We start from the raw sequence: 18,923 nt of genomic DNA, 5'->3' as shown, positions 1-18,923 counted from the left end.
TCCGAGCACGGCCTGGCCGCCATCCGCACCTTGCGCGAGCAGCGCCCGGAACTCTGCGTCGGCGCCGGCACCGTGCTCGACGAGCTGATGCTGGCCGAGGCCGAAGCCGCCGGCTCGCAGTTCATCGTCACGCCCGGCTGCACCGCCGAGCTGCTGCGCGCCGGCGTCTACAGCCCGCTGCCGCTGTTGCCGGGGATCAGCAGCGCCTCCGAGATCATGCTCGGCTACGCCCTCGGCTACCGCCGCTTCAAGCTGTTCCCGGCGGAGATCTGCGGCGGCATCAAGGCGCTCAAGGCCTTCGGCGGACCCTTCCCCGGCATCCGCTTCTGCCCCACGGGCGGGGTCAACCCCGGCAACCTGCGCGACTACATGGCCCTGGCCAATGTGATGTGCGTGGGCGGTAGCTGGATGCTGGACAAGGAGTGGATTCGCAACGGCGACTGGCAGCGGATCCAGGAGTGTTCGGCCGAGGCGCTGGCGCTGCTGGGCTGAGGTTCGGTCCCGGCACTTCGTGTTCCGCTTTTTGTGGGGGCGATTTCAATCGCTATGCAGGCCGCAGGCCTGCCCTTCGAACTTCCCTGGGGGCACTGCGTGCCCCATAGCGAATGAATTCGCCCCCACAGGGTTCATGCCCACCCCAGTAACTCCGTAGCCCATTCCCATATCGCACTCAATTGCGACGGGATTCCGCCAAACGGTTTGCTGAAACGATTTACCAAGCAAAGAAACCGCGTTAAAACCGATTTCCAGTGGTCCCGATCCAGAGGAAAGTGCAATGACCCACAACAACAATCTCGATGCCTTGTTCCCCACTGCTGCCGAAATCCCCGAGCGCTTCCGTCCCGGCGCGCCCATCGAACAGCGCGAATACCTGGTGAATGGCGAGCTGCTGCGCTGGGGTGGCCCTCTGGCCGCGGTGCGCAGTCCGATCTTCCTGGCCGGCGACCAGGGCGATGAGCAGGTGGTGCTGGGCAGCACGCCGCTGCTGGATGCCGACGCCGCGCTGGCCGCGCTTGACGCGGCGGTAGCGGCCTACGACCACGGCCAGGGGCTCTGGCCGACGATGCGCGTGGCCGAGCGCATCCAGCATGTGGAGACGTTCCTGGCGCGCATGCGCGAGCGGCGCGAGGCGGTGGTCAAGCTGCTGATGTGGGAAATCGGCAAGAACCTCAAGGATTCCGAGAAGGAGTTCGACCGCACCTGCGACTACATGGTCGACACCATCGAGGCCCTAAAGGAGCTGGACCGCCGCTCCAGCCGCTTCGAGCTGGAGCAGGGCACCCTTGGCCAGATCCGCCGGGTGCCGCTGGGTGTGGCCCTGTGCATGGGGCCCTACAACTACCCGCTGAACGAGACTTTCACCACCCTGATCCCGGCGCTGATCATGGGCAACACGGTGGTGTTCAAGCCGGCCAAGTTCGGCGTGCTGCTGATCCGCCCGTTGCTGGAGGCTTTCCGCGACAGCTTCCCGCCGGGCGTCATCAACATCATCTACGGCCGTGGCCGTGACACCGTCAGCGCCCTGATGGCCAGCGGCAAGGTCGACGTCTTCGCCTTCATCGGCACCCACTCCGGTGCCAGCGACCTGAAGAAGCTGCACCCGCGCCCGCACCGGCTGCGCGCGGCCCTGGGCCTGGATGCGAAGAACCCCGGCATCGTCCTGCCCAAGGTGGATCTGGACAACGCGGTCAGCGAAGCCATCACCGGCGCGCTGTCCTTCAACGGCCAGCGCTGCACGGCGCTGAAGATCCTCTTCGTCCACGAGGATGTGCTCGAGCCCTTCCTCGACAAGTTCTGCGCCAAGCTGGCCGCGCTCAAGCCCGGCATGCCCTGGGACGATGGCGTGGCCCTGACCCCGCTGCCCGAGCCGGGCAAGGTCGACTACCTCAACACGCTGCTGGCGGATGCCGTGGCCAAGGGCGCCAGGGTGGTCAACCCGGGCGGCGGCAGCCACCGGCAGAGTTTCTTCTATCCCGCCGTGCTGAGCCCGGTGAGCCCGGACATGCGCCTGTACAACGAAGAACAGTTCGGCCCGCTGATCCCGGTGGTGCCTTACCGCGAATTGGAAGAGGTGATCGACTACGTCCTGCATTCCGACTACGGCCAGCAGCTCAGCCTGTTCGGCAACGACCCGGCCCAGGTCGGCCGGCTGGTGGACGCCTTCGCCAACCAGGTGGGCCGCATCAACATCAACGCCCAGTGCCAGCGCGGCCCCGACACCTTCCCCTTCAACGGCCGCAAGAACTCCGCCGAGGGCACGCTGTCGGTACATGACGCCCTGCGCGTGTTTTCCATTCGCACCCTGGTAGCGACGAAGTTCCAGGAGGACAACAAGGCGCTAGTCAGCGAGATCATCCGCAACCGCGAATCGAACTTCCTGACCACGGATTACATTTTCTGAAGACCCGCACAGGCTTCCCCTTTCCTTGTGGGGGCGAATTCATTCGCTGAGGGGCACGAAGTGCCCCCAATGGCAGTCCCAAGGGCAGACCTGCGGTCCGCATAGCGAATGAATTCGCCCCCACAGAAAAGCCGCAGCCCCGCCGCCAAACGGAGATCCCCCATGCCCCGCCCCATCAGCCGGGATACCCAGCTCTGCATGTCGCTGTCCGGTCGTCCCGGCAACTTCGGCACGCGCTTTCAGAACTACCTCTATGAAGCCCTGGACCTGGACTTCATCTACAAGGCCTTCACCACCACCGACCTGCCGGCTGCCATCGGCGGCATCCGCGCCCTGGGAATCCGTGGCTCGGCGGTGTCGATGCCGTTCAAGGAAGCCTGCATCCCGCTGCTGGACGAGTTGGACGCCTCGGCCTCGGCCATCCAGTCGGTGAACACCATAGTCGCCGACCAGGGCTGGCTGAAGGGCTACAACACCGACTACAGCGCCGTGGCCAGCCTCCTCGAAAGCCGTGCGGTGCCCAAGGACATCCGCTTCGCCCTGCGCGGCAGTGGCGGCATGGCCAAGGCGGTCGCCAGCGCCATTCGCGACAGCGGTTTTCGCCACGGCAGCATCGTCGCCCGCAATCCGGAAACCGGCCAGGCGCTGGCGCAGGGCTGTGGTTATGAATGGTTGTCCGAACTGGGCGATGCGCAGCCGCAGATGCTGGTCAACGTCACGCCGCTGGGCATGGAGGGCGGACCGGAGGCGAGCGCCCTGGCCTTCACCCCGGAACAGGTGCAAGCGGCGGAATGGATTTTCGACGTGGTGGCCCTGCCGGTTGAAACCCCGCTGATCCGTCTCGCCCGAGAACTGGGCAAGCCGGTGATCACCGGCGCCGAGGTCATTGTGTTGCAGGCCGTGGAGCAGTTCGTGCTCTACACCGGCGTGCGGCCGGATCCCGAACTGATCGAAAGGGCAGCGGCATTCGCACGAGGGTAAGGCGGGTGGGGAGATCCTGTGGGGGCGATTTCAATCGCTAAGGGGTACGCAGTGCCCCGAAGTCAGGTACGAAGGGCAGACCTTCGGTCTGCATAGCGAATGAATTCGCCCCCACAAGGAAGGGCAAGCCCGTGCGGCTCAATCCTCCGGCAGATTCGCGTAGATCTTCTCCAGGGTGCCGTTGAGCTTGGCGATCTGGGCTTCGCTGAGGTCCTTGAAGCTGTTGGTGAAGATGTGCGCGGTGTTGACCTGGATCTCCTCGACCATGTGCCGGCCCTTCTCGGTGATGGACACCTGGGTGACGCGGCCGTCGTTGCTGCAGGGGGCGGTGTCGACCAGGCCGTCGTCCTTCATGCGGTAGACGATCTTGGTGACGGTGGAGAGCTTGGCGATGGCGTGTTCGGAGATTTCCGAGATGCTCGATTCACCGTTCTCCTTGAGGATGAACAGGATGCGCCAGCGCGGGATGTCCAGGTCGATCTTCTTCAGCGACTTTTCCATGGCCATGCTGTAGCGGCCGTAAACGCGGGCGATCCAGTAGAAGGGGAATTCTTCTTTCTTGAAGTCGTCACTGGCGGGGTTGTAACGGTTGAGGCGCTTCTTCGGGGTGCTCATGCGAAAGGGGGCATAGGTTCCTGCTGACAGGGGGAGAGTTATAGGGGGTTGCGTCGAGCCTGTCGACAGCCAAGTGACCGTGACTTGACCTTCGTCAGTCCCGGCGGGCGGCCCGGCCTCGCGGCCGGGCCGGAAGCGATCAGCCGGCAAGCATTTCCTGGTGTTTGCTGGCCAGGCCCAGGTAGGCCTCGATCACGCGCGGGTCGTCGGCCAGCTGCGCGGCGGGGCCCTGCATGGCGATCTGCCCGGTTTCCAGCACGTACGCATAGTCGGCCACGCGCAGGGCTGCGCGGGCGTTCTGCTCCACCAGCAGGATCGACACCCCCTGCTGGCGCAGGGTGGTGATGATTCGGAAGATCTCGCGGGTGATCAGCGGCGCCAGGCCCAGGCTGGGTTCGTCGAGCATCAGCAGCTTGGGCTTGGCCATCAGCGCGCGGCCCACGGCGAGCATCTGCCGCTCACCGCCGGAAAGGGTGGCGGCGAGCTGGTCGCGGCGCTCCCACAACCGTGGAAACAGTTCATAGACCTCCTTGAGCGTTTCGCCGTGGTCGCGCCTGCCGCTGCGGTGGCGCTGGAAGGCGCCGAGCAACAGGTTGTCGGCGACGCTCATGCTGCCGAACAGCTCGCGCTTCTCCGGCACCAGGCCGAGGCCACGCGACACCATCACTTCCACCTCCGGCACCGCTTCCAGGCTGCCGTCGAAGGCCACCCGGCCACGGGACCCGAGCACGCCCATGATGGCGGAGAGCAGGGTGGTCTTGCCGGCGCCGTTGGGGCCGATCACGGTGACGATCTGCCCCTGGCCGACGATAAGGCTGGCGTTGGACAGGGCCTCCACCTTGCCGTAGGCGACGCACAGGTCGCTGACGTCCAGTACCGCGTTGGCCACCTGGTTCTGCGGTTGCTTCAGGTCTTGCATCGGCATGTTCATCACTCAGCTCCTCCGAGATAGGCTTCCAGCACCGCCGGGTCCTTCTGCACATCGGCGGGCAGGCCGTGGGCGATGCGTTGTCCGAATTCCATCACCACCACGCGGTCCACCAGGCCCATCACGAAGTCCATGTCGTGCTCCACCAGGAGGATCGCCATGCCTTCGCTGCGCAGGCGGCTGAGCAGCATGCCGAGGGCCTCCTTCTCCTTGTGGCGCAGGCCGGCAGCCGGCTCGTCGAGCAGCAGCAGGCAGGGGTTGGCGCAGAGGGCGCGGGCGATCTCGAGGATGCGCTGCTGACCCAGGGCCAGGCTGCCGGCTTCGGCGTAGAGGTAGTCGCCCAGGCCGACGCGTTCCAACTGGCGGCGCGCCTCGTTGAGCAGCTCGGCTTCCTCGGCGCGGTCCAGGCGCAGGGCGGCGGCGAGCACGCCCTTGCCGCCGCGCAGGTGGGCGCCGATGGCGACGTTCTCCAGCACGCTCATTTCCGGCAGCAGTTTCACGTGCTGGAAGGTACGGCTCATGCCCATGCGGGCGATGGCGCGGGAAGGGATGCCGTTGATCCGCTGGCCGCGGAACAGCACTTCGCCCGTGGTGGGGGTATCCACCCCGGAGAGCTGGTTGAACAGGGTGCTCTTGCCGGCGCCATTGGGGCCGATCAGGGCGAGGATTTCCCCGGCGCGTACTTCCAGGTTCATGTCGTTGTTGGCCACCAGGCCCCCGAAACGACGGGTCACGTTGCGCGCTTCCAGCAGCACTTCACCGGCCTTGGGGAGTTCGCGGCGCGGCAGCTCGGCGGCGTCGGCCACGGCCTTGGCTGCCTTGCGCGGCTTCCAGCTGTCCGGCACCAGGCGCAGCAGCAGCGGCCAGAGGCCGCCCGGCGCGCGCTGCATCAGCAGGATGATGGCCAGGCCGAAGACGATCACTTCGTAGTTGCCGGTACTGCCCAACAGTTGCGACAGCAGGTCCTGTAGCCATTGCTTGAGCATGGTCAGGGTACCGGCGCCGAGCAGTGCGCCCCAGACGCTGGCCACGCCCCCGATCAGCGCCATGAACAGGTAGTCGATGCCCATGTGCAGGCCGAACGGCGTGGGGTTCACGAAGCGCTGGGTATGGGCGTAGAGCCAGCCGGAGAGGGCGGCGAACAGGGCGGAGATGAGGAAGATCACCAGCTTGGAGTGGAAGGTGTTCACGCCCATGGACTCGGCCATCAGCTGGCCGCCCTTTAGTGCCCGGATGGCGCGGCCTTCGCGGGAGTCCAGGAGGTTCTGGGTGACCAGCATGGCGCCCAGCAGCACGGCCCAGATCAGGTAGTAGATCTTCTCGCCCTTATCCAGTTGCCAGCCCAGTAGGGAGATCGACGGCAGGCCGCCGACGCCGGTGTGGCCGCCGAGGGATTCCAGGGTGCCGAACAGGTAGTAGAGCGACAGGCCCCAGGCGATGGTGCCGAGCGGCAGGTAATGCCCGGAGAGCTTCAGGGTGAGCGCCCCGAGCAGCAGCGCCACGGCGGCGGTAAGGGCCAGGCCCACCAGCAGGGTCAGCCAGGGCGAGGCGCTGGCCCAGGCCAGCCAGCCGGGCAGGTCCTGCGCCGTGGTCAGGTAGGCGCTGGTGTAGGCGCCGAGGCCGACGAAGGCGGCCTGGCCGAAGCTGGTCATGCCGCCGACGCCGGTGAGCAGCACCAGGCCGAGCACCACCAGGGTGTAGAGGCCGATGTAGTTAAGCAGGGTGACGTAGTAGGGCGGCAGCACCAGCGGCGCGGCGCCGAGCACGGCCACCAGGGCGAGGATCAGGTAGCGCGGTTTCATTCATCGTCCTCCACAAGACGGCTGGTGAGGGAGCGCCAGAGCAGGAAGGGGATGATCAGGGTGAAGACGATGATCTCCTTGTAGGTGCTGGCCCAGAACATCGAGAAGGCCTCGATCAGGCCCACGCCCAAGGCGCCGAGGGCGGCCGCCGGGTAGCTCACCAGGCCGCCGATGATGGCGCCGACGAAGCCCTTGAGGCTGATGACGAAGCCCGAGTCGAAGTACAGCGTGGTGATGGGTGCGATGAGGATGCCCGACAGCGCGCCGATGAAGGTGGCCAGGGCGAAGGTGGCCTTGCCCGCCAGTGTGGGCGAGATGCCCATCAGTCGCGCGCCCAGGCGGTTCACCGCGGTGGCGCGCAGGGCCTTGCCGTAGAGGCTGCGTTCGAAGAACAGGAACAGGCCGATGATCAGCGCCAGGGACACGGCGATCACCCACAGGGTCTGGCTGTTGAAGGTCACCGGGCCCAGCGTCAGGCCGGCCTCGGAGAAGGGCGCGGTGCGCGCGCCTTCAGGGCCGAATATCAGCAGGGCGATGCCCACCATGGCCACGTGCACGGCGATGGAGACGATCAGCAGCACCAGGGCGCTGGCCGAGGCCAGCGGCTGGAACACCAGGCGGTAGAGCTGCGGACCGAGCGGCACCACCAGGGCCAGGGTGAGCAGGGCCTGGATCGCCATCGGCAGCTCGGCCAGGGGCAGGCTGCGTACCAGGCCGACCAGGGTCAGAGTGTAGGCGAGCTTGGCGACTATCCGTTTCGGGAAGCGGAAGCCGTGGCCGGCGCGAGTGGCGTCGTACAGGTCCATGGCGCAGTCGGCCAGGGTCAGGCCGAGCAGCAGCCAGACCAGCGCGGTGGGCTGGCCGGCCTGCAGGCTGGCCATGGTCAGCGCGCCGTAGGTGACGAACTCGCCCTGGGGGATCAGCAGGATGCGCGTGACGGTGAAGACCAGCAGGATCGACAGGGCCAGCAGCGCGTAGATCGCGCCGTTGGTGATGCCGTCCTGGCCGAGCAGCAGGGCTATCTGGAAATTCATGGTGAGAACTCTTGTTGCGATACGTAGGGTGGATGACGCTTTCTTCATCCACCATCGGTGCTCCATCCGAACCCCGAAAGGTGGACATGAAGAGCGATGTCCACCCTACGACGTGGGAAGGTCCGTGCCTGGCGTAGGGTGGATGACGCTTCTTTCATCCACCGTCGACGTTCGACCCGGATCAGTTGCGGCCGAGCAGGTTCCAGGTGCCGTTCTTCACCTGGATCAGCTCGCGGCCGCGCTCGTCGAAGCCGCTGTGGTCGTCCGGTGTCATGTTGTAGACGCCCTGGGTGGCCGGCACTTCGCGGCTGGCTTCCAGCGCATCGCGCAGGGCGGCACGGAACTCCGGGGTGCCCGGTGCGGCCTTGGCGGCCGCCAGCGGAATGGCCTTCTGCAGCAGCAGGCCGGCGTCGAAGGTGTTGGCGCCGAAGGTGGCCGGTTTGCTGCCGTTGAGTTTCTCGTAGGCGGCCACGTATTCACCGGCGACCTGCTTGGAGGGATGGCTGTCCGGGATCTGGTCGAGCACAAGCATCAGGCTGGCGGCGAGGATGGTGCCTTCCACCTTCTTGCCGCCGAGCTTGAGGAAGTCCGGCAGGGCGGCGCCGTGAGTCTGGTACATCTGGCCGCGATAGCCCTGGTCGAACAGAGTGGTCTGCGGCAGCACCGCGGCGCTGCCGGGGGCGGCCACCAGTACGGCGTCCGGGCGGGAGACGAGCACCTTCAGGCTCTGGCCGGTGACCGAGGTGTCCTGGCGCTGGAAGCGCTCGTTGGCCACCAGCTTGATGCCGTGCTCGGCGGCCAGGGCGCCCATCACCTTCGACCAGTTCTCGCCGTAGGGGTCGGCGGTGCCGATGAAGCCCAGGGTCTTCACGCCACGGGCGGTCATGTCTTCCACCAGGGCCTTGGCGATCAGGTCGTCGTTCTGGGTGGTCTTGAACACCCACTTCTTCTGCTCGTTCATCGGCAGCACCACGGCGGCGGTGCCCACCGGCGCCAGCAGCGGCACGCCGGCCTCGGCGGCGAACTGGATCACGCCCATGGCGTTGGGCGAGCCGCTCGGGCCGATGATGGCATCGACGTTTTCTTCGCTGATCAGCTTCTTCAGTGCCTTGACGGTGGCGGTGGGATCGCTGCCGTCATCCAGGGGGATGTAGGTCACTTTCTGGTCGCCGGCCTGGGTGGGCAGCAGCGGTGTCGAGTTCTTCTGCGGAAGCCCGACCAGGGCGAGGGGCCCAGTGGAGGAGGTGATGACGCCGACCTTCACGTCCGCTTGGGCGGAGGACAGGCAGGCGGCGCTGAGGAGCAGGGTGGACACGGCTTGTTTGAAGAGCATGACGTTCTCCGAGGGTTGCAAGGCTATTCAAGAGGCAGGGTCCGCGGTGCTCCCGGAGGAGCTGGTGCGCGGATGCCTGCCGCCTTCTTGTTGTTCTGGCGCCTGTTGGCGCTACCGGCGGGTATCCCGCCCGGCCGGAGTCCGGAGTGCAGCTCCCGTGCCAGAAAGTCCTGTGCCATGTCGGCGCGGGGCCGACGAACGCCTGTTGGCGCGTCACTCGTTGCCTTTCCTGCAGTGCTTTCCGAGTGCCCTGTCGGCATGTTCCGAAAATCGCTTTCACGCTGCGCTGGCCGGCCTTCCAGTGGTCTCTAAAGAGGTGTTTTTCTTGGGCGAAAAGCATGGTTTTTGCTCTGAAAAAAACACTGCTTTTACGGCGAAAAAATCGCAATGAATTGCAAATATTTTGTTCGATAAACGCACAGGTTGAATTGCCTGAAATTCACAGTGTTTCCGCTGGATAAGATGAGAAACAATCCCAATGAAATCATAAATTATTGAAAATAATGGATTTTTATTGAGGTATTTGCTGAATTTGAGCTTTTCAAGCTGTTACCGATCTGCACGTAAACGGTGCGCAATCACGTGAAAATGCACCTAATCTACACACTCCTATTCCAGTGATAATTCAATTGACATTTCACGTAATTATTCCGATTCTGGATTTACGCAGTCGACGCCCCCGACGGGGCGATCGAGCACCAACAAGAACGCCAATGGGTGATGCAGATGACGATAGTGGTCGAGAGGCTGGAGCTGGGTGGCGCGGGGCGAACCGTGATGGTGAAAGACACCATCGATATCGCCGGTCATCCCACCCGTGCATCCAGCCGCGCGCTGGAAGAAGCGCCCGACGCCGAGCGCCATGCCGATGTGGTCCAGGCGCTGCTGGACGCGGGCTGCCGCATCACCGGCAAGACCAGCCTGCATGAGCTGGCCTTCGGCACCACCGGACTGAACGCCTGGACCGGCACCGCGGAAAACCCGCGCTACCCCGGCCGCGTGCCCGGCGGTTCCTCCAGCGGTTCGGCCGCCGCCGTCGCCGCGGGTCTCTGCGACTTTTCCTTGGGCACCGATACCGGCGGCTCAGTGCGGGTGCCTGCAGCTTGCTGCGGCGTGTTCGGCCTGAAGCCCACCTTCAGCCGTGTCAGCCGCGCCGGCGTGATGCCCGCGCAGACCAGCCTCGACTGCGTCGGCCCGTTCGCCGCCAGCATCGATCTGCTGATCGAGGCCATGGCCGCCATCGATCCTTCCTTCAAGGCGCTGCCGGACGTCGATGGCATCCGCATCGGCGTGGTGCCGGTGCAGGCCGATCCGGAAGTGCAGGCCACCCTCGACGCCGTGCTGGAAGCCTCGGACTTCGAGCTGCTCGGCGCGCCGCTGCCCGGCATGCCGGCCGCCTATGACGCCGGCCTGGCGGTGATCAACCGGGAAACCTGGAACGCCTGCGGCCACTTGCTGGAAACCGGCCTGGTGGGTGCCGATGTCGCCGCCCGCCTGCTGGCCGCCAGCACCACCACCGACGCCGCCCTGGTCGACGCAGAAGCCGTTCGCGCCGCCTTCACCGCCGAGGTGGATGCCGCCCTGGCGCGCTGCCCGATCCTCGCCCTGCCGACCATGCCCGACTACCCGGCATTGGTGGCTGAGGCCGCCGATACCCGCGCGGCCATCGGCATGACCGCCTTCGTGCGGCCTTTCAACCTCTCTGGCCACCCGGCACTGAGCGTCCCCCTCGAGGGTGCCTCGAAGCTGCCGGTCGGCCTGCAACTCATCGCCGCCAAGGGCGCGGACGAACTGCTCTGTGCAGTCGCCCGCGAACTCGTGCGGCGCCTCGGACAATAACCACAAGCCCACCTGGAGAGCCCCATGTCTTCGCTAAGCGAGCTGGACTACCCGCGCACCGCCCCGATTACCGCGAGTGAAGGATTCCAGGCGCTGCTCGCCGATATCCGCGAGCGTGCCCGGAGCGAGGAATTCGACCGGCAGAAATGCATTTCCCAGGACGTGATCGAGCGCTTCAAGGAGCTCGGCGTCTATCGCGCGCTGGTGCCGAGCCGCTTCGGCGGTGACCAACGCTCGCCCATGGAGTTCTGCCAGATGGTGGAGGACATCTCCGCCGCTGACGGTTCTGCCGGTTGGGTGGCGAGCTTCGGCATGAACCCGGTGTACCTGGCGGCGCTGCCCCTGGCGACCCTGGAGAAGGTCTATGCCAACGGCCCGGACGTGGTCTTCGCCGGCGGCATCTTCCCGCCGCAACCGGCCGCCTTTGTCGACGGCGGGCTGGAAGTGAACGGCCGCTGGAAGTTCTCCAGCGGCTGCATGGGTGCCACTCTGATCGGTGTCGGCATCAGCCCGCAGAACGGCGAGACCATCGGCCTGCCGCGCCTGGCGGTGATGCCGCGCGAGAAGGTGAAGATCGAGGAGACCTGGGATGTGGTCGGCCTGATCGGCACCGGCAGCCACGACGTGGTGATCGAAGGCGTGGTGGTGCCCGAGGACTGGACCTTCGTCCGCGGCGGCCCATCCAATCTCGACGAACCGATGTTCCGCTACCCGTCGCTGTCCTTCGCCACCCAGGTGCTGTCGGTGGTGGGCCTGGGCGTCGCCCGCGCCGCACTGGATTTCCTCAGCGGCATGGCAAGCGGACGCTACTCGGTGACCGGCGCGCCGGCCCTGGCTGACCGCCCCCTGGCGCAGATGCAGATGGCAAAGGCCGAGGCCGAACTGCGCGCCGCCCGCGCCTGGTTCTACGAGGCGATGGAAAGCGCCTGGAACAGCGTGCTGGCCGGCCAGGCGGTGAGCGTGGAGCAGACCAACCTGCTGCGCCTGTCCTCCACCCACGCCACCCGTGTTTCCGCCGAAGTGGCGCGCAGCGCGCAGATGCTTTCCGGCATGAGCGGGGTGTACCGGGACAACCCGCTGTCGCGTTTCGTCAACGACACCCTGGTGATCACCCAGCACGCCTTCATGGGCGACATGACCTACCAGAACGCCGGCGCGATCTTCTTCGGCAACAAGCCGCTGCCCGGCTACCTGTGAATTCCAACTGACTGATCGGTGATTCTGATGAGCGAGAAAAAAGCCCTGCGCGTCCTCTTCTGCATGGGGATCAACCAGAACTTCTTCGACGCCCCGCGCGAGGAGCAATTGCAGGTCTGGGCCGCATTCAGCGAAATGTGGAACGGCATCCACGACCTGCCCGGGGTGAAGGTGTTCGGCAACATGGACGACGACCAGAGCATGGTCGGCCCTTCCACCGGCTACCCCTGGACCACTTACCTGCTGGCCGACGTGCCGGACCTCGAAACCGTGCACGCCGCCTGCAACCTGTTCCGCACCACCCCGGTGGGCGAGGGCACCTACAAGCTGTGGCGCTACGCCAAGGTCGAGGCTCGTACCGGCCGCGAACTGATCATCCAGCGCGCGTGACCGCCATGTCGACCGAAGCCCTCGAACGCCGCCTGCGCCAGCTGGAAAGCGAACACGCCGTGCGCGCCTGCATGAACCGCTACATGGAGCTGTGCGACGCCCTGGATGCTCGCACGCCCCTGGACGAACTGGCCGGACTGTTCACCGCCGATGCCGTCTGGGAAGGCAAGGGCGCCAAGTATGCCAAGAGCTTCGGCGGCTACCAGGGCCGCGAGGCGATCCGCGCCATGTTCGCCACCTACCTGGTAGAGCCGGCGCACTTCGCCCTGAACGTGCACTTCCTCTGCTCGGAGCTGATCCGCGTCGAAGGCGTCGAGGCTACCGGCAGTTGGGTGATGTTGCAGACCTCCACCTTCGCCAGCGGCGCCTCGCACCTCAACGCGGCGCGGCTGACGGTGAAGTTCCGCGAAGAGGAGGGTGCCTGGCGCATGGCGCATTTCCAGACCGAGAACCTGTTCAGCCGCCCGGTGGATGCCTGGAACGATTCCGCGCACCTGCCGGTGCCGGGCAAGACGGCCGAATGAACCAATTTCTGTGAGTCGGTGCCTTGCACCGACGAGGAGTGACCGTGACCAACCTGATCGAAACCGTGAACCTGGCCAGCTCGCCGGCCGACCTGGTGCTGCACGACCGCGTGCACACCGCCCTCTACACCGACGCCCGCCTCTTCGACGAAGAGCTGGAGAAGGTCTTCTACAGCACCTGGATCTGGGTCGCCCACGCCAGTGAGATTCCCGAGGCCGGTAGCTACAAGAGCACCTACATCGGCAGGCAGCCGGTGATTGTCGTGCGTGACCGCAAGAAGGACGTGCACGTGCTGCTCAACCGCTGCCGCCACCGTGGCGCCACCGTCTGCGAGCACAAGAAGGGCAAGGCCAACAGCTTCGTCTGCCCCTACCACGGCTGGAGCTACGCCCTGGACGGCAGCCTGCGCGGCGTGCCGCACCCGGAGAGCTACGCCGACTGCCTGGATAAGGGCGAGCTGCCGCTGGTGAGCCTGCGCGTCGAGCAGTACAACGGCATGATCTTCGCCACCTTCAAGGACGACATCGAGCCGCTGGTGGACTTCCTCGGCCCAGCGAAGAAATGGATTGACCTGTTCATGAAGCAGGGCGCCGGTTATGGCGTGAAGGTCTCCGGCGAGCACCGTTTCCGCTTCCCCGGCAACTGGAAGATCCAGCTGGAAAACACCACCGACGCCTACCACTTCCCGCTGGTGCACAAGTCCTTTCTGTCCTCGGTGGACGAGCAGACCCTGGAACTCTTCGACTTCGTGAAGGGCCCGGGCTATGTCGAAGACCTCGGCAACGGCCACAGCGTGATGGTGATGATCCCCGACCTGGTGGACCTGGAAGCCGACCTCGACAAGCCGATCCCCGAGCGCTTCGAGGCCCTGGCCGCAGAACTGCGCGCCGAGGGCATCGAAGAGCAGCAGGTGCGCCGCATCGTCCGCGCCGTGGGTGGCTCCGGTTTCAACCTCAACCTGTTCCCCAACGTGGCCTGCTCCATGGCCTTCTTCCGCGTGCTGCAGCCCATCTCGGTGAACGAGACCGAGATCCACCACGCAGTCATCACCATGGACGGCGGCCCTGCCGTGGCCAACCGCTACCGCCTGCGCCTGCACGAGCACTTCCAGGGCCCCATGGGCTTCGGCACCCCGGACGATTCCGAGGCCTGGGAGCGCGTGCAGAAGGGCGCCCAGGCCGGCACCGACCTCTGGATCATGCTCAACCGCGGCCTGCCCGGTGAGCGGCAGAGCGAGGACGGGCTGATCAGCGACGTGAGCGCCGAGACCGGCATGCGCGCGGCCTATCAGCAGTGGAAAAAGATGATGTCGGTGTGACCCTCATCCGGCGCTTCGCGCCACCTTCTCCCGCGCGTGGGAGAAGGCAATGGGATGGCGTCGCCATGCAACGCACTATTTGACGAGACTCACCATGAACCTTGAATTGCTCAACCACGTCAGCGCCTTCATCTGGCAGGAAGCGGACATGCTCGACCACGGCGAGTTCGATGCCTGGCTGAACCTGTGGACCGAGAAGGGGACCTACATCATCCCCATCGACCCCAACGAGACCGATTTCGAGAACACCCTGAACTACGCCTACGACGACCACCACATGCGTCAACTGCGGGTGCAGCGCCTGATCGGTGGCGAGTCCATCTCCACCAGCCCGCGTGCCCGCACCGTGCGTGCCCTGTCGCGCTTCCGCGTGCTGGGCGAGGAAGACGGCGTGGTGACCGTGCGCTGCGCGCAGAACCTGCGGGAATTTCGCAAGGACGTGCTCAAGCACTACACCGCCGACATCACCTTCCAGCTCAAGCGCGAAGGAGAGGGCTTCAAGATCCAGCGCAAGCTGATCCAGCTGATCAACTCCACCGATACCCTCGCGGGCATTGGTTACATCCTCTAAGGGCGCCGTCATGAGCCAGATTGCTTTGGTCACCGGCGCCTCGCAGGGACTCGGTAACGAGATTGCCCGAGCGCTGCACGCTGCCGGCTATGCGGTGGTGATCACCGACCTCTCCCTGGAGCAGGCCGAGGTCGCCGCGCGGGATCTCGATCCGTCCGGTGAACGCGTGCAGGCGTTGAAGCTGGACGTTGGCCAGAAGGCCGATTTCGAAGCGGCGCTGGATGCGGTGGTGGCCCGCTGGGGCGCCTTGCATGTGGTGGTGAACAACGCCGCCATGACCCTGACCACGCCGCTGATGCAGATCAGCCCCGAGGAGTTCGACCGGGTCATCAGCGTCAACCAGCGCGGCACCTTCGTCGGCTGCCAGGTGTTCGGCGCCTACCTCGCCGGCCGTGGCTACGGACGGATCATCAACATGGCCTCCCTGGCCGGGCAGAACGGCGGCACCGCCACGGGAGCGCACTACGCCGCGTCCAAGGGCGCCATCGTCACCCTGACCAAGATCTTCGCCCGCGAACTGGCGGCCAACGGCGTCACCGTCAACGCCATCGCCCCGGGGCCGATCGAATCCCTGGCGGTGCGCGCGGCGGTGCCGCCGGAACGCCTGGAGAAGCTGATCGAGGCCATCCCGGTGAAGCGCCTGGGCAGCGCGGCGTTCCTCGGCAACCTGGTGGTGCAGCTGGCGTCGGAAGACGCCTACTTCACCACCGGCGCCACCTGGGACGTCAACGGCGGCATCTACATGCGCTGATGCAGCAACACCGCGCGGCGCCGCCGCGCGGTCGGTACCAACGAACGAGAACAAGCAGCACCTCGAAGGTGCGGGAAGGCCGGTATGAGTGAGCAAGTGTTGAATCTGGTGGTGCGCAAACGGCAGGAGCAGGGCGAGGGCGTGGTGATCCTCGACCTCGCCGATCCCTCGGGCAAACCCCTGCCGGCGTTCGAGGCCGGCGCCCATGTGGACATCCACCTCAAGCCCGGCCTGGTGCGTCAGTACTCCCTCTGCGGTGACCCGGCCAACGCCTCCGTCTACCGCCTCGGCGTGCTGCGCGATCCGGCTTCCCGCGGTGGTTCGGTGGCCGTCCACGAACTGCTGCAGGAAGGCAGCGAAGTGGCCATCGGCGCGCCGCGCAACCTGTTTCCCCTGGCCGCCGGCGCCAGCCGCTCGATCCTGATCGGCGGCGGCATCGGCATCACCCCGATGATCGCCATGGCCCACCAGCTGACAGCCCAGGACAGCGCCTTCGAGCTGCACTACTGCGGCCGTTCGCGCAGCCGCACGGCATTCCTCGACGAGCTGGAAGGCGCCGATTTCGCCGCCTGCGTGCGCACCCACTTCGATGACGAAGACGCCGCGCAGAAGCTCGATCTGCCCGCCGTGCTGGGGGCGCCGGCCGAGGGCGTGCACGTCTACGTCTGCGGCCCGGCCGGGTTCATGGACTGGGTGATCGCGGAAGCCCGCAAGGCTGGCTACGCCGAGGACCACATCCACCGCGAGTACTTCCAGGTGGAAGTGGACGCCAGCGGCGAAGGCTTCGAAGTGGTGGCCCAGCGCAGTGGCAAGACCGTGCAGGTGGCCGAGGGCCAGAGCATTGTCGACGCCCTGACCGGCGTGGGCATCAAGATCGAGATCTCCTGCGAACAGGGCGTCTGCGGTACTTGCCTGTGTGACGTGCTGGAAGGCGAACCGGACCACCGCGACGTCTACCTGACCGATGAAGAGAAGGCCGCCAACGACCAGATCCTGGTCTGCTGCTCGCGAGCCAAGTCGAAAAAACTGGTGCTGGACATCTGACAGCAGAGGGGCAAGACCATGGTCGATACCACTGGATTCCGTAATGCCATGGCGCTGCTGGGCGGCGCCGTTTCGGTCATCACCACCGATGGCGCCGCCGGGCGCTGGGGCTTCACCGCCTCGGCGGTATGCAGCGTCACCGACCAGCCGCCGACGCTGCTGGTCTGCATGAACCGCTCTTCGTTCGCCAATGGTCATTTCAAGCAGAACGGCGTGCTCAGCGTGAACGTGCTGACCGCCGAACTGAAGGATATTTCCGCCGTGTTCGCCAACCGCGAGCTGGATTCCGAGCAGCGCTTCGCCAGCGCCAGCTGGAGGACCCTGGAGAGCGGCGCGCCGCTGCTCGACGACGCCCTGGTGAGCTTCGACTGCCGCATCGCCCAGGCCCATGAAGTGGGGTCCCACACCATCTTCTATTGCGAGGTGCTGGGCATCCGCCACGGCAAGAGCCAGGAAGGCCTGGTGTATTTCAATCGCGCCTACCACCGCCTGGGGGATGCCTCCCGTTCGGCCTGCTGACGCCTTTGTTGGGCTTCGCTTCGCTCAGCCCAACCTACGGGGCCGGGCTCGCTTTTGTAGGTTGTGGCTGAGCTATGCGAAGCCCAACGGACGGTGTTGAAAGAAATTTCGGAGCTAATCCGAAATATCGGATGAAGTCGTATTTCATCCGGTTATCAAGTTGTACCCATAACTAGAAATCGAGGGCGCCCGTACATGTTCGGGTGGCGGGCCTTGCTACGACCTTTTTGCAACAAGTGGCCATAAAAACAATAGGTGGATTAACTGCCGAAGTTGTTCTTTTCGCTCATTAATCTGCTCCCACTAAATGTGCTTCGCGTGCACATGTAAGAAAGGATCACGTCCATGTTCCACAAAAGCTGGCTGGCCAGCGGCGTAGCCGCCGCCGGCCTGATGGGGATGCTCATGCCGATTTCCGCCCAGGCGGACTTCGTGAAGGATCGGCAGATCAGTCTTGGCCTGCGCAACTTCTATATCGACCGCGACTTCAAACAGGACGATGCACCCAAGTCGCGCATCGGGAGTTGGACCCAGGGTTTCGACTTTCGCGCCATCTCCGGATATACCGAAGGCACTTTGCAGTTCGGTCTCGATGTTTCCGGGCAATATGCCTATCGCCTTGATGGCGGTGGCGGGCGGGGCCCGGATACCATCATTCCCTACGACGACAGCAAGGGTGAGCAGGTGCGTGACTACGGTCGCGCGGCGCTGACCGGCAAGATGCGTTACTCGAAGACCGAGCTGAAGGTGGGCGAACACCGGCCGATGCTGCCGGTGGCCTTCTACGACGACTCCCGTCAGCTGATCACCACCTACCACGGCTTCCTCCTGGAGTCCCGCGAGGTGGACAAACTCACCCTCACCGCCGGGCGCTTCACCGAGATCAGCAGTCGCGAATCCTCCAACCGCGAAAAGATGTACCTGTTCAATGGCCCGGACATCCAGCGCCGCAGCGACAGCCTGAACTTCGGTGGCGCCACCTACGCCTTCAGCCCGGCGCTCACCGCCAGCTACTTCTACGGCCAGCTGGAGGACATCTACCAGCAGCACTACCTGGGCGCGACCCACACCGCCGACCTGGGCGGCGGCTATGGCCTGAAGACCGACCTGCGCTACTTCGACAACAGCGAGGACGGCAAGGCGCTCTACGGCGATATCGACAACCACTCCTACGGCGCCATGACGACCCTGCGCAAGGGGCCCCATGCCATTGGCGTCGGCTACCAGCGCATGCTCGGCGAGAGCGTCTTCCCGACGCTGAACGGCTTCGCGCCGCAGCCCTACCTGGTGAACTGGTCCACCGTCGGCTTCGTCAAGCCCAACGAAAGTTCCTGGCAGCTGCGCTACGACCTCGACTTCGCCGCCTACGGCGTGCCCGGTCTCAAGCTGATGACCCGCTACCTGCGCGGCACCGGCATCGACCGTGGCAGCAACGCCCTGGACCAGAACGTCGAGAGCGAACGCAACCTTTACCTCAGCTATGTGGTGCAGAGCGGCCCGCTCCGGGGCGTCGGCTTCGAATGGCGCAACATCGACGTCAAGACCCGCTACGGTAACGGCAACGCCTCCGGTCCGGACTACCAGGAGAACCGCCTGATCACCACCTACACCTTCAAGTTCTGACCTGCCCGGGGCCGGCCTGGAAGGGTCGGCCCCGCCTCGGGTCCTGGCAGCG

The 18,923-nt window shown here is 65.4% G+C and carries 18 protein-coding genes; 13 read left to right on the top strand and 5 right to left on the bottom strand.

Features of this window, described 5'->3' with window-relative positions; all coding sequences use genetic code 11:
- From E8F12_RS09670 to E8F12_RS09660, 3 genes are all read left to right on the top strand, one after another.
- Nucleotides 1–492: bifunctional 4-hydroxy-2-oxoglutarate aldolase/2-dehydro-3-deoxy-phosphogluconate aldolase (locus E8F12_RS09670; RefSeq protein ID WP_280325024.1), on the top strand; the 492-nt coding region annotated here is incomplete at its 5' end.
- A 283-nt stretch (nt 493–775) separates the two neighbouring features.
- Complete coding sequence (locus E8F12_RS09665) at nt 776–2,401, top strand: NADP-dependent glyceraldehyde-3-phosphate dehydrogenase (protein WP_280325023.1); 1,626 nt, start codon at nt 776–778, stop codon at nt 2,399–2,401.
- Between the two features lie 162 nt (nt 2,402–2,563).
- Nucleotides 2,564–3,382, top strand: a complete 819-nt coding sequence (locus tag E8F12_RS09660) for a shikimate 5-dehydrogenase (RefSeq protein WP_280325022.1) — start codon at nt 2,564–2,566, stop codon at nt 3,380–3,382.
- Between the two features lie 138 nt (nt 3,383–3,520).
- On the opposite strand, the gene E8F12_RS09655 is transcribed toward E8F12_RS09660, so the two are convergent.
- The 5 genes from E8F12_RS09655 to E8F12_RS09635 form a co-directional block, all read right to left on the bottom strand.
- A complete protein-coding gene (locus tag E8F12_RS09655; RefSeq protein ID WP_280325021.1) occupies nt 3,521–3,997 on the bottom strand; it encodes a MarR family transcriptional regulator in 477 nt (158 codons plus the stop codon).
- Between the two features lie 139 nt (nt 3,998–4,136).
- Nucleotides 4,137–4,928 (bottom strand): ABC transporter ATP-binding protein, encoded by a 792-nt coding sequence (locus tag E8F12_RS09650; protein WP_280325020.1) that lies wholly within the window; start codon nt 4,926–4,928, stop codon nt 4,137–4,139.
- The gene (locus E8F12_RS09645; RefSeq protein ID WP_280325019.1) at nt 4,928–6,727 is read right to left on the bottom strand and encodes a branched-chain amino acid ABC transporter ATP-binding protein/permease; all 1,800 of its coding nucleotides are present in this window, start codon (nt 6,725–6,727) and stop codon (nt 4,928–4,930) included. Before E8F12_RS09645 ends, E8F12_RS09650 begins: the two co-directional genes overlap by 1 nt.
- Nucleotides 6,724–7,761, bottom strand: coding sequence for a branched-chain amino acid ABC transporter permease (locus tag E8F12_RS09640; RefSeq protein WP_280325018.1), 1,038 nt, complete (start codon nt 7,759–7,761; stop codon nt 6,724–6,726). The genes E8F12_RS09645 and E8F12_RS09640 overlap by 4 nt, the downstream gene beginning before the upstream one ends.
- 181 nt (nt 7,762–7,942) lie before the next feature.
- Nucleotides 7,943–9,094, bottom strand: coding sequence for an ABC transporter substrate-binding protein (locus E8F12_RS09635; protein WP_280325017.1), 1,152 nt, complete (start codon nt 9,092–9,094; stop codon nt 7,943–7,945).
- Nucleotides 9,095–9,820: 726 nt separating this feature from the next.
- On the opposite strand from E8F12_RS09635, the gene E8F12_RS09630 reads away from it, so the two are divergent.
- The 10 genes from E8F12_RS09630 to E8F12_RS09585 all read left to right on the top strand — a co-directional run bounded on the left by E8F12_RS09630 (nt 9,821) and on the right by E8F12_RS09585 (nt 18,871).
- Nucleotides 9,821–10,933, top strand: a complete 1,113-nt coding sequence (locus E8F12_RS09630; protein ID WP_280325016.1) for an amidase — start codon at nt 9,821–9,823, stop codon at nt 10,931–10,933.
- Between the two features lie 24 nt (nt 10,934–10,957).
- Complete coding sequence (locus E8F12_RS09625; protein ID WP_280325015.1) at nt 10,958–12,130, top strand: acyl-CoA dehydrogenase family protein; 1,173 nt, start codon at nt 10,958–10,960, stop codon at nt 12,128–12,130.
- Between the two features lie 27 nt (nt 12,131–12,157).
- The gene (locus E8F12_RS09620) at nt 12,158–12,520 is read left to right on the top strand and encodes an IacB protein (RefSeq protein WP_280325014.1); all 363 of its coding nucleotides are present in this window, start codon (nt 12,158–12,160) and stop codon (nt 12,518–12,520) included.
- A 5-nt stretch (nt 12,521–12,525) separates the two neighbouring features.
- Nucleotides 12,526–13,044, top strand: a complete 519-nt coding sequence (locus E8F12_RS09615; RefSeq protein WP_280325013.1) for a nuclear transport factor 2 family protein — start codon at nt 12,526–12,528, stop codon at nt 13,042–13,044.
- 44 nt (nt 13,045–13,088) lie between these two features.
- Nucleotides 13,089–14,363, top strand: a complete 1,275-nt coding sequence (locus tag E8F12_RS09610) for an aromatic ring-hydroxylating dioxygenase subunit alpha (RefSeq protein WP_280325012.1) — start codon at nt 13,089–13,091, stop codon at nt 14,361–14,363.
- 94 nt (nt 14,364–14,457) lie between these two features.
- The gene (locus tag E8F12_RS09605; protein WP_280325011.1) at nt 14,458–14,934 is read left to right on the top strand and encodes an aromatic-ring-hydroxylating dioxygenase subunit beta; all 477 of its coding nucleotides are present in this window, start codon (nt 14,458–14,460) and stop codon (nt 14,932–14,934) included.
- A gap of 10 nt (nt 14,935–14,944) precedes the next feature.
- Entirely contained in the window at nt 14,945–15,685 is a 741-nt protein-coding gene (locus E8F12_RS09600) for an SDR family NAD(P)-dependent oxidoreductase (RefSeq protein ID WP_280325010.1), read from the top strand.
- 84 nt (nt 15,686–15,769) lie between these two features.
- The gene (locus tag E8F12_RS09595) at nt 15,770–16,729 is read left to right on the top strand and encodes a PDR/VanB family oxidoreductase (RefSeq protein ID WP_280325009.1); all 960 of its coding nucleotides are present in this window, start codon (nt 15,770–15,772) and stop codon (nt 16,727–16,729) included.
- 18 nt (nt 16,730–16,747) lie between these two features.
- Nucleotides 16,748–17,248 carry a flavin reductase gene (locus tag E8F12_RS09590; RefSeq protein ID WP_280325008.1) on the top strand — a complete coding sequence of 167 codons (501 nt, stop codon included), beginning with the start codon at nt 16,748–16,750 and terminating at the stop codon, nt 17,246–17,248.
- A 345-nt stretch (nt 17,249–17,593) separates the two neighbouring features.
- The gene (locus E8F12_RS09585) at nt 17,594–18,871 is read left to right on the top strand and encodes an OprD family porin (protein ID WP_280325007.1); all 1,278 of its coding nucleotides are present in this window, start codon (nt 17,594–17,596) and stop codon (nt 18,869–18,871) included.
- Nucleotides 18,872–18,923: the final 52 nt, after the last annotated feature.

Source organism: Pseudomonas sp. BN102 (genome assembly GCF_029871245.1).
Classification (GTDB): domain Bacteria; phylum Pseudomonadota; class Gammaproteobacteria; order Pseudomonadales; family Pseudomonadaceae; genus Metapseudomonas.
The sequence above is the reverse complement of the archived record's forward strand: the minus strand, read 5'-3'. Positions and strand labels throughout refer to the sequence as shown.

Excerpts from the sequence above, each read along its gene's own strand:
- E8F12_RS09665 (WP_280325023.1), top strand. The coding sequence starts at position 776 with ATGACCCACAACAACAATCTCGATGCCTTGTTCCCCACTGCTGCCGAA.
- E8F12_RS09660 (WP_280325022.1), top strand. The coding sequence starts at position 2,564 with ATGCCCCGCCCCATCAGCCGGGATACCCAGCTCTGCATGTCGCTGTCC.
- E8F12_RS09655 (WP_280325021.1), bottom strand. The coding sequence starts at position 3,997 with ATGAGCACCCCGAAGAAGCGCCTCAACCGTTACAACCCCGCCAGTGAC.
- E8F12_RS09650 (WP_280325020.1), bottom strand. The coding sequence starts at position 4,928 with ATGAACATGCCGATGCAAGACCTGAAGCAACCGCAGAACCAGGTGGCC.
- E8F12_RS09645 (WP_280325019.1), bottom strand. The coding sequence starts at position 6,727 with ATGAAACCGCGCTACCTGATCCTCGCCCTGGTGGCCGTGCTCGGCGCC.
- E8F12_RS09640 (WP_280325018.1), bottom strand. The coding sequence starts at position 7,761 with ATGAATTTCCAGATAGCCCTGCTGCTCGGCCAGGACGGCATCACCAAC.
- E8F12_RS09635 (WP_280325017.1), bottom strand. The coding sequence starts at position 9,094 with ATGCTCTTCAAACAAGCCGTGTCCACCCTGCTCCTCAGCGCCGCCTGC.
- E8F12_RS09630 (WP_280325016.1), top strand. The coding sequence starts at position 9,821 with ATGACGATAGTGGTCGAGAGGCTGGAGCTGGGTGGCGCGGGGCGAACC.
- E8F12_RS09625 (WP_280325015.1), top strand. The coding sequence starts at position 10,958 with ATGTCTTCGCTAAGCGAGCTGGACTACCCGCGCACCGCCCCGATTACC.
- E8F12_RS09620 (WP_280325014.1), top strand. The coding sequence starts at position 12,158 with ATGAGCGAGAAAAAAGCCCTGCGCGTCCTCTTCTGCATGGGGATCAAC.
- E8F12_RS09615 (WP_280325013.1), top strand. The coding sequence starts at position 12,526 with ATGTCGACCGAAGCCCTCGAACGCCGCCTGCGCCAGCTGGAAAGCGAA.
- E8F12_RS09605 (WP_280325011.1), top strand. The coding sequence starts at position 14,458 with ATGAACCTTGAATTGCTCAACCACGTCAGCGCCTTCATCTGGCAGGAA.
- E8F12_RS09600 (WP_280325010.1), top strand. The coding sequence starts at position 14,945 with ATGAGCCAGATTGCTTTGGTCACCGGCGCCTCGCAGGGACTCGGTAAC.
- E8F12_RS09595 (WP_280325009.1), top strand. The coding sequence starts at position 15,770 with ATGAGTGAGCAAGTGTTGAATCTGGTGGTGCGCAAACGGCAGGAGCAG.
- E8F12_RS09590 (WP_280325008.1), top strand. The coding sequence starts at position 16,748 with ATGGTCGATACCACTGGATTCCGTAATGCCATGGCGCTGCTGGGCGGC.
- E8F12_RS09585 (WP_280325007.1), top strand. The coding sequence starts at position 17,594 with ATGTTCCACAAAAGCTGGCTGGCCAGCGGCGTAGCCGCCGCCGGCCTG.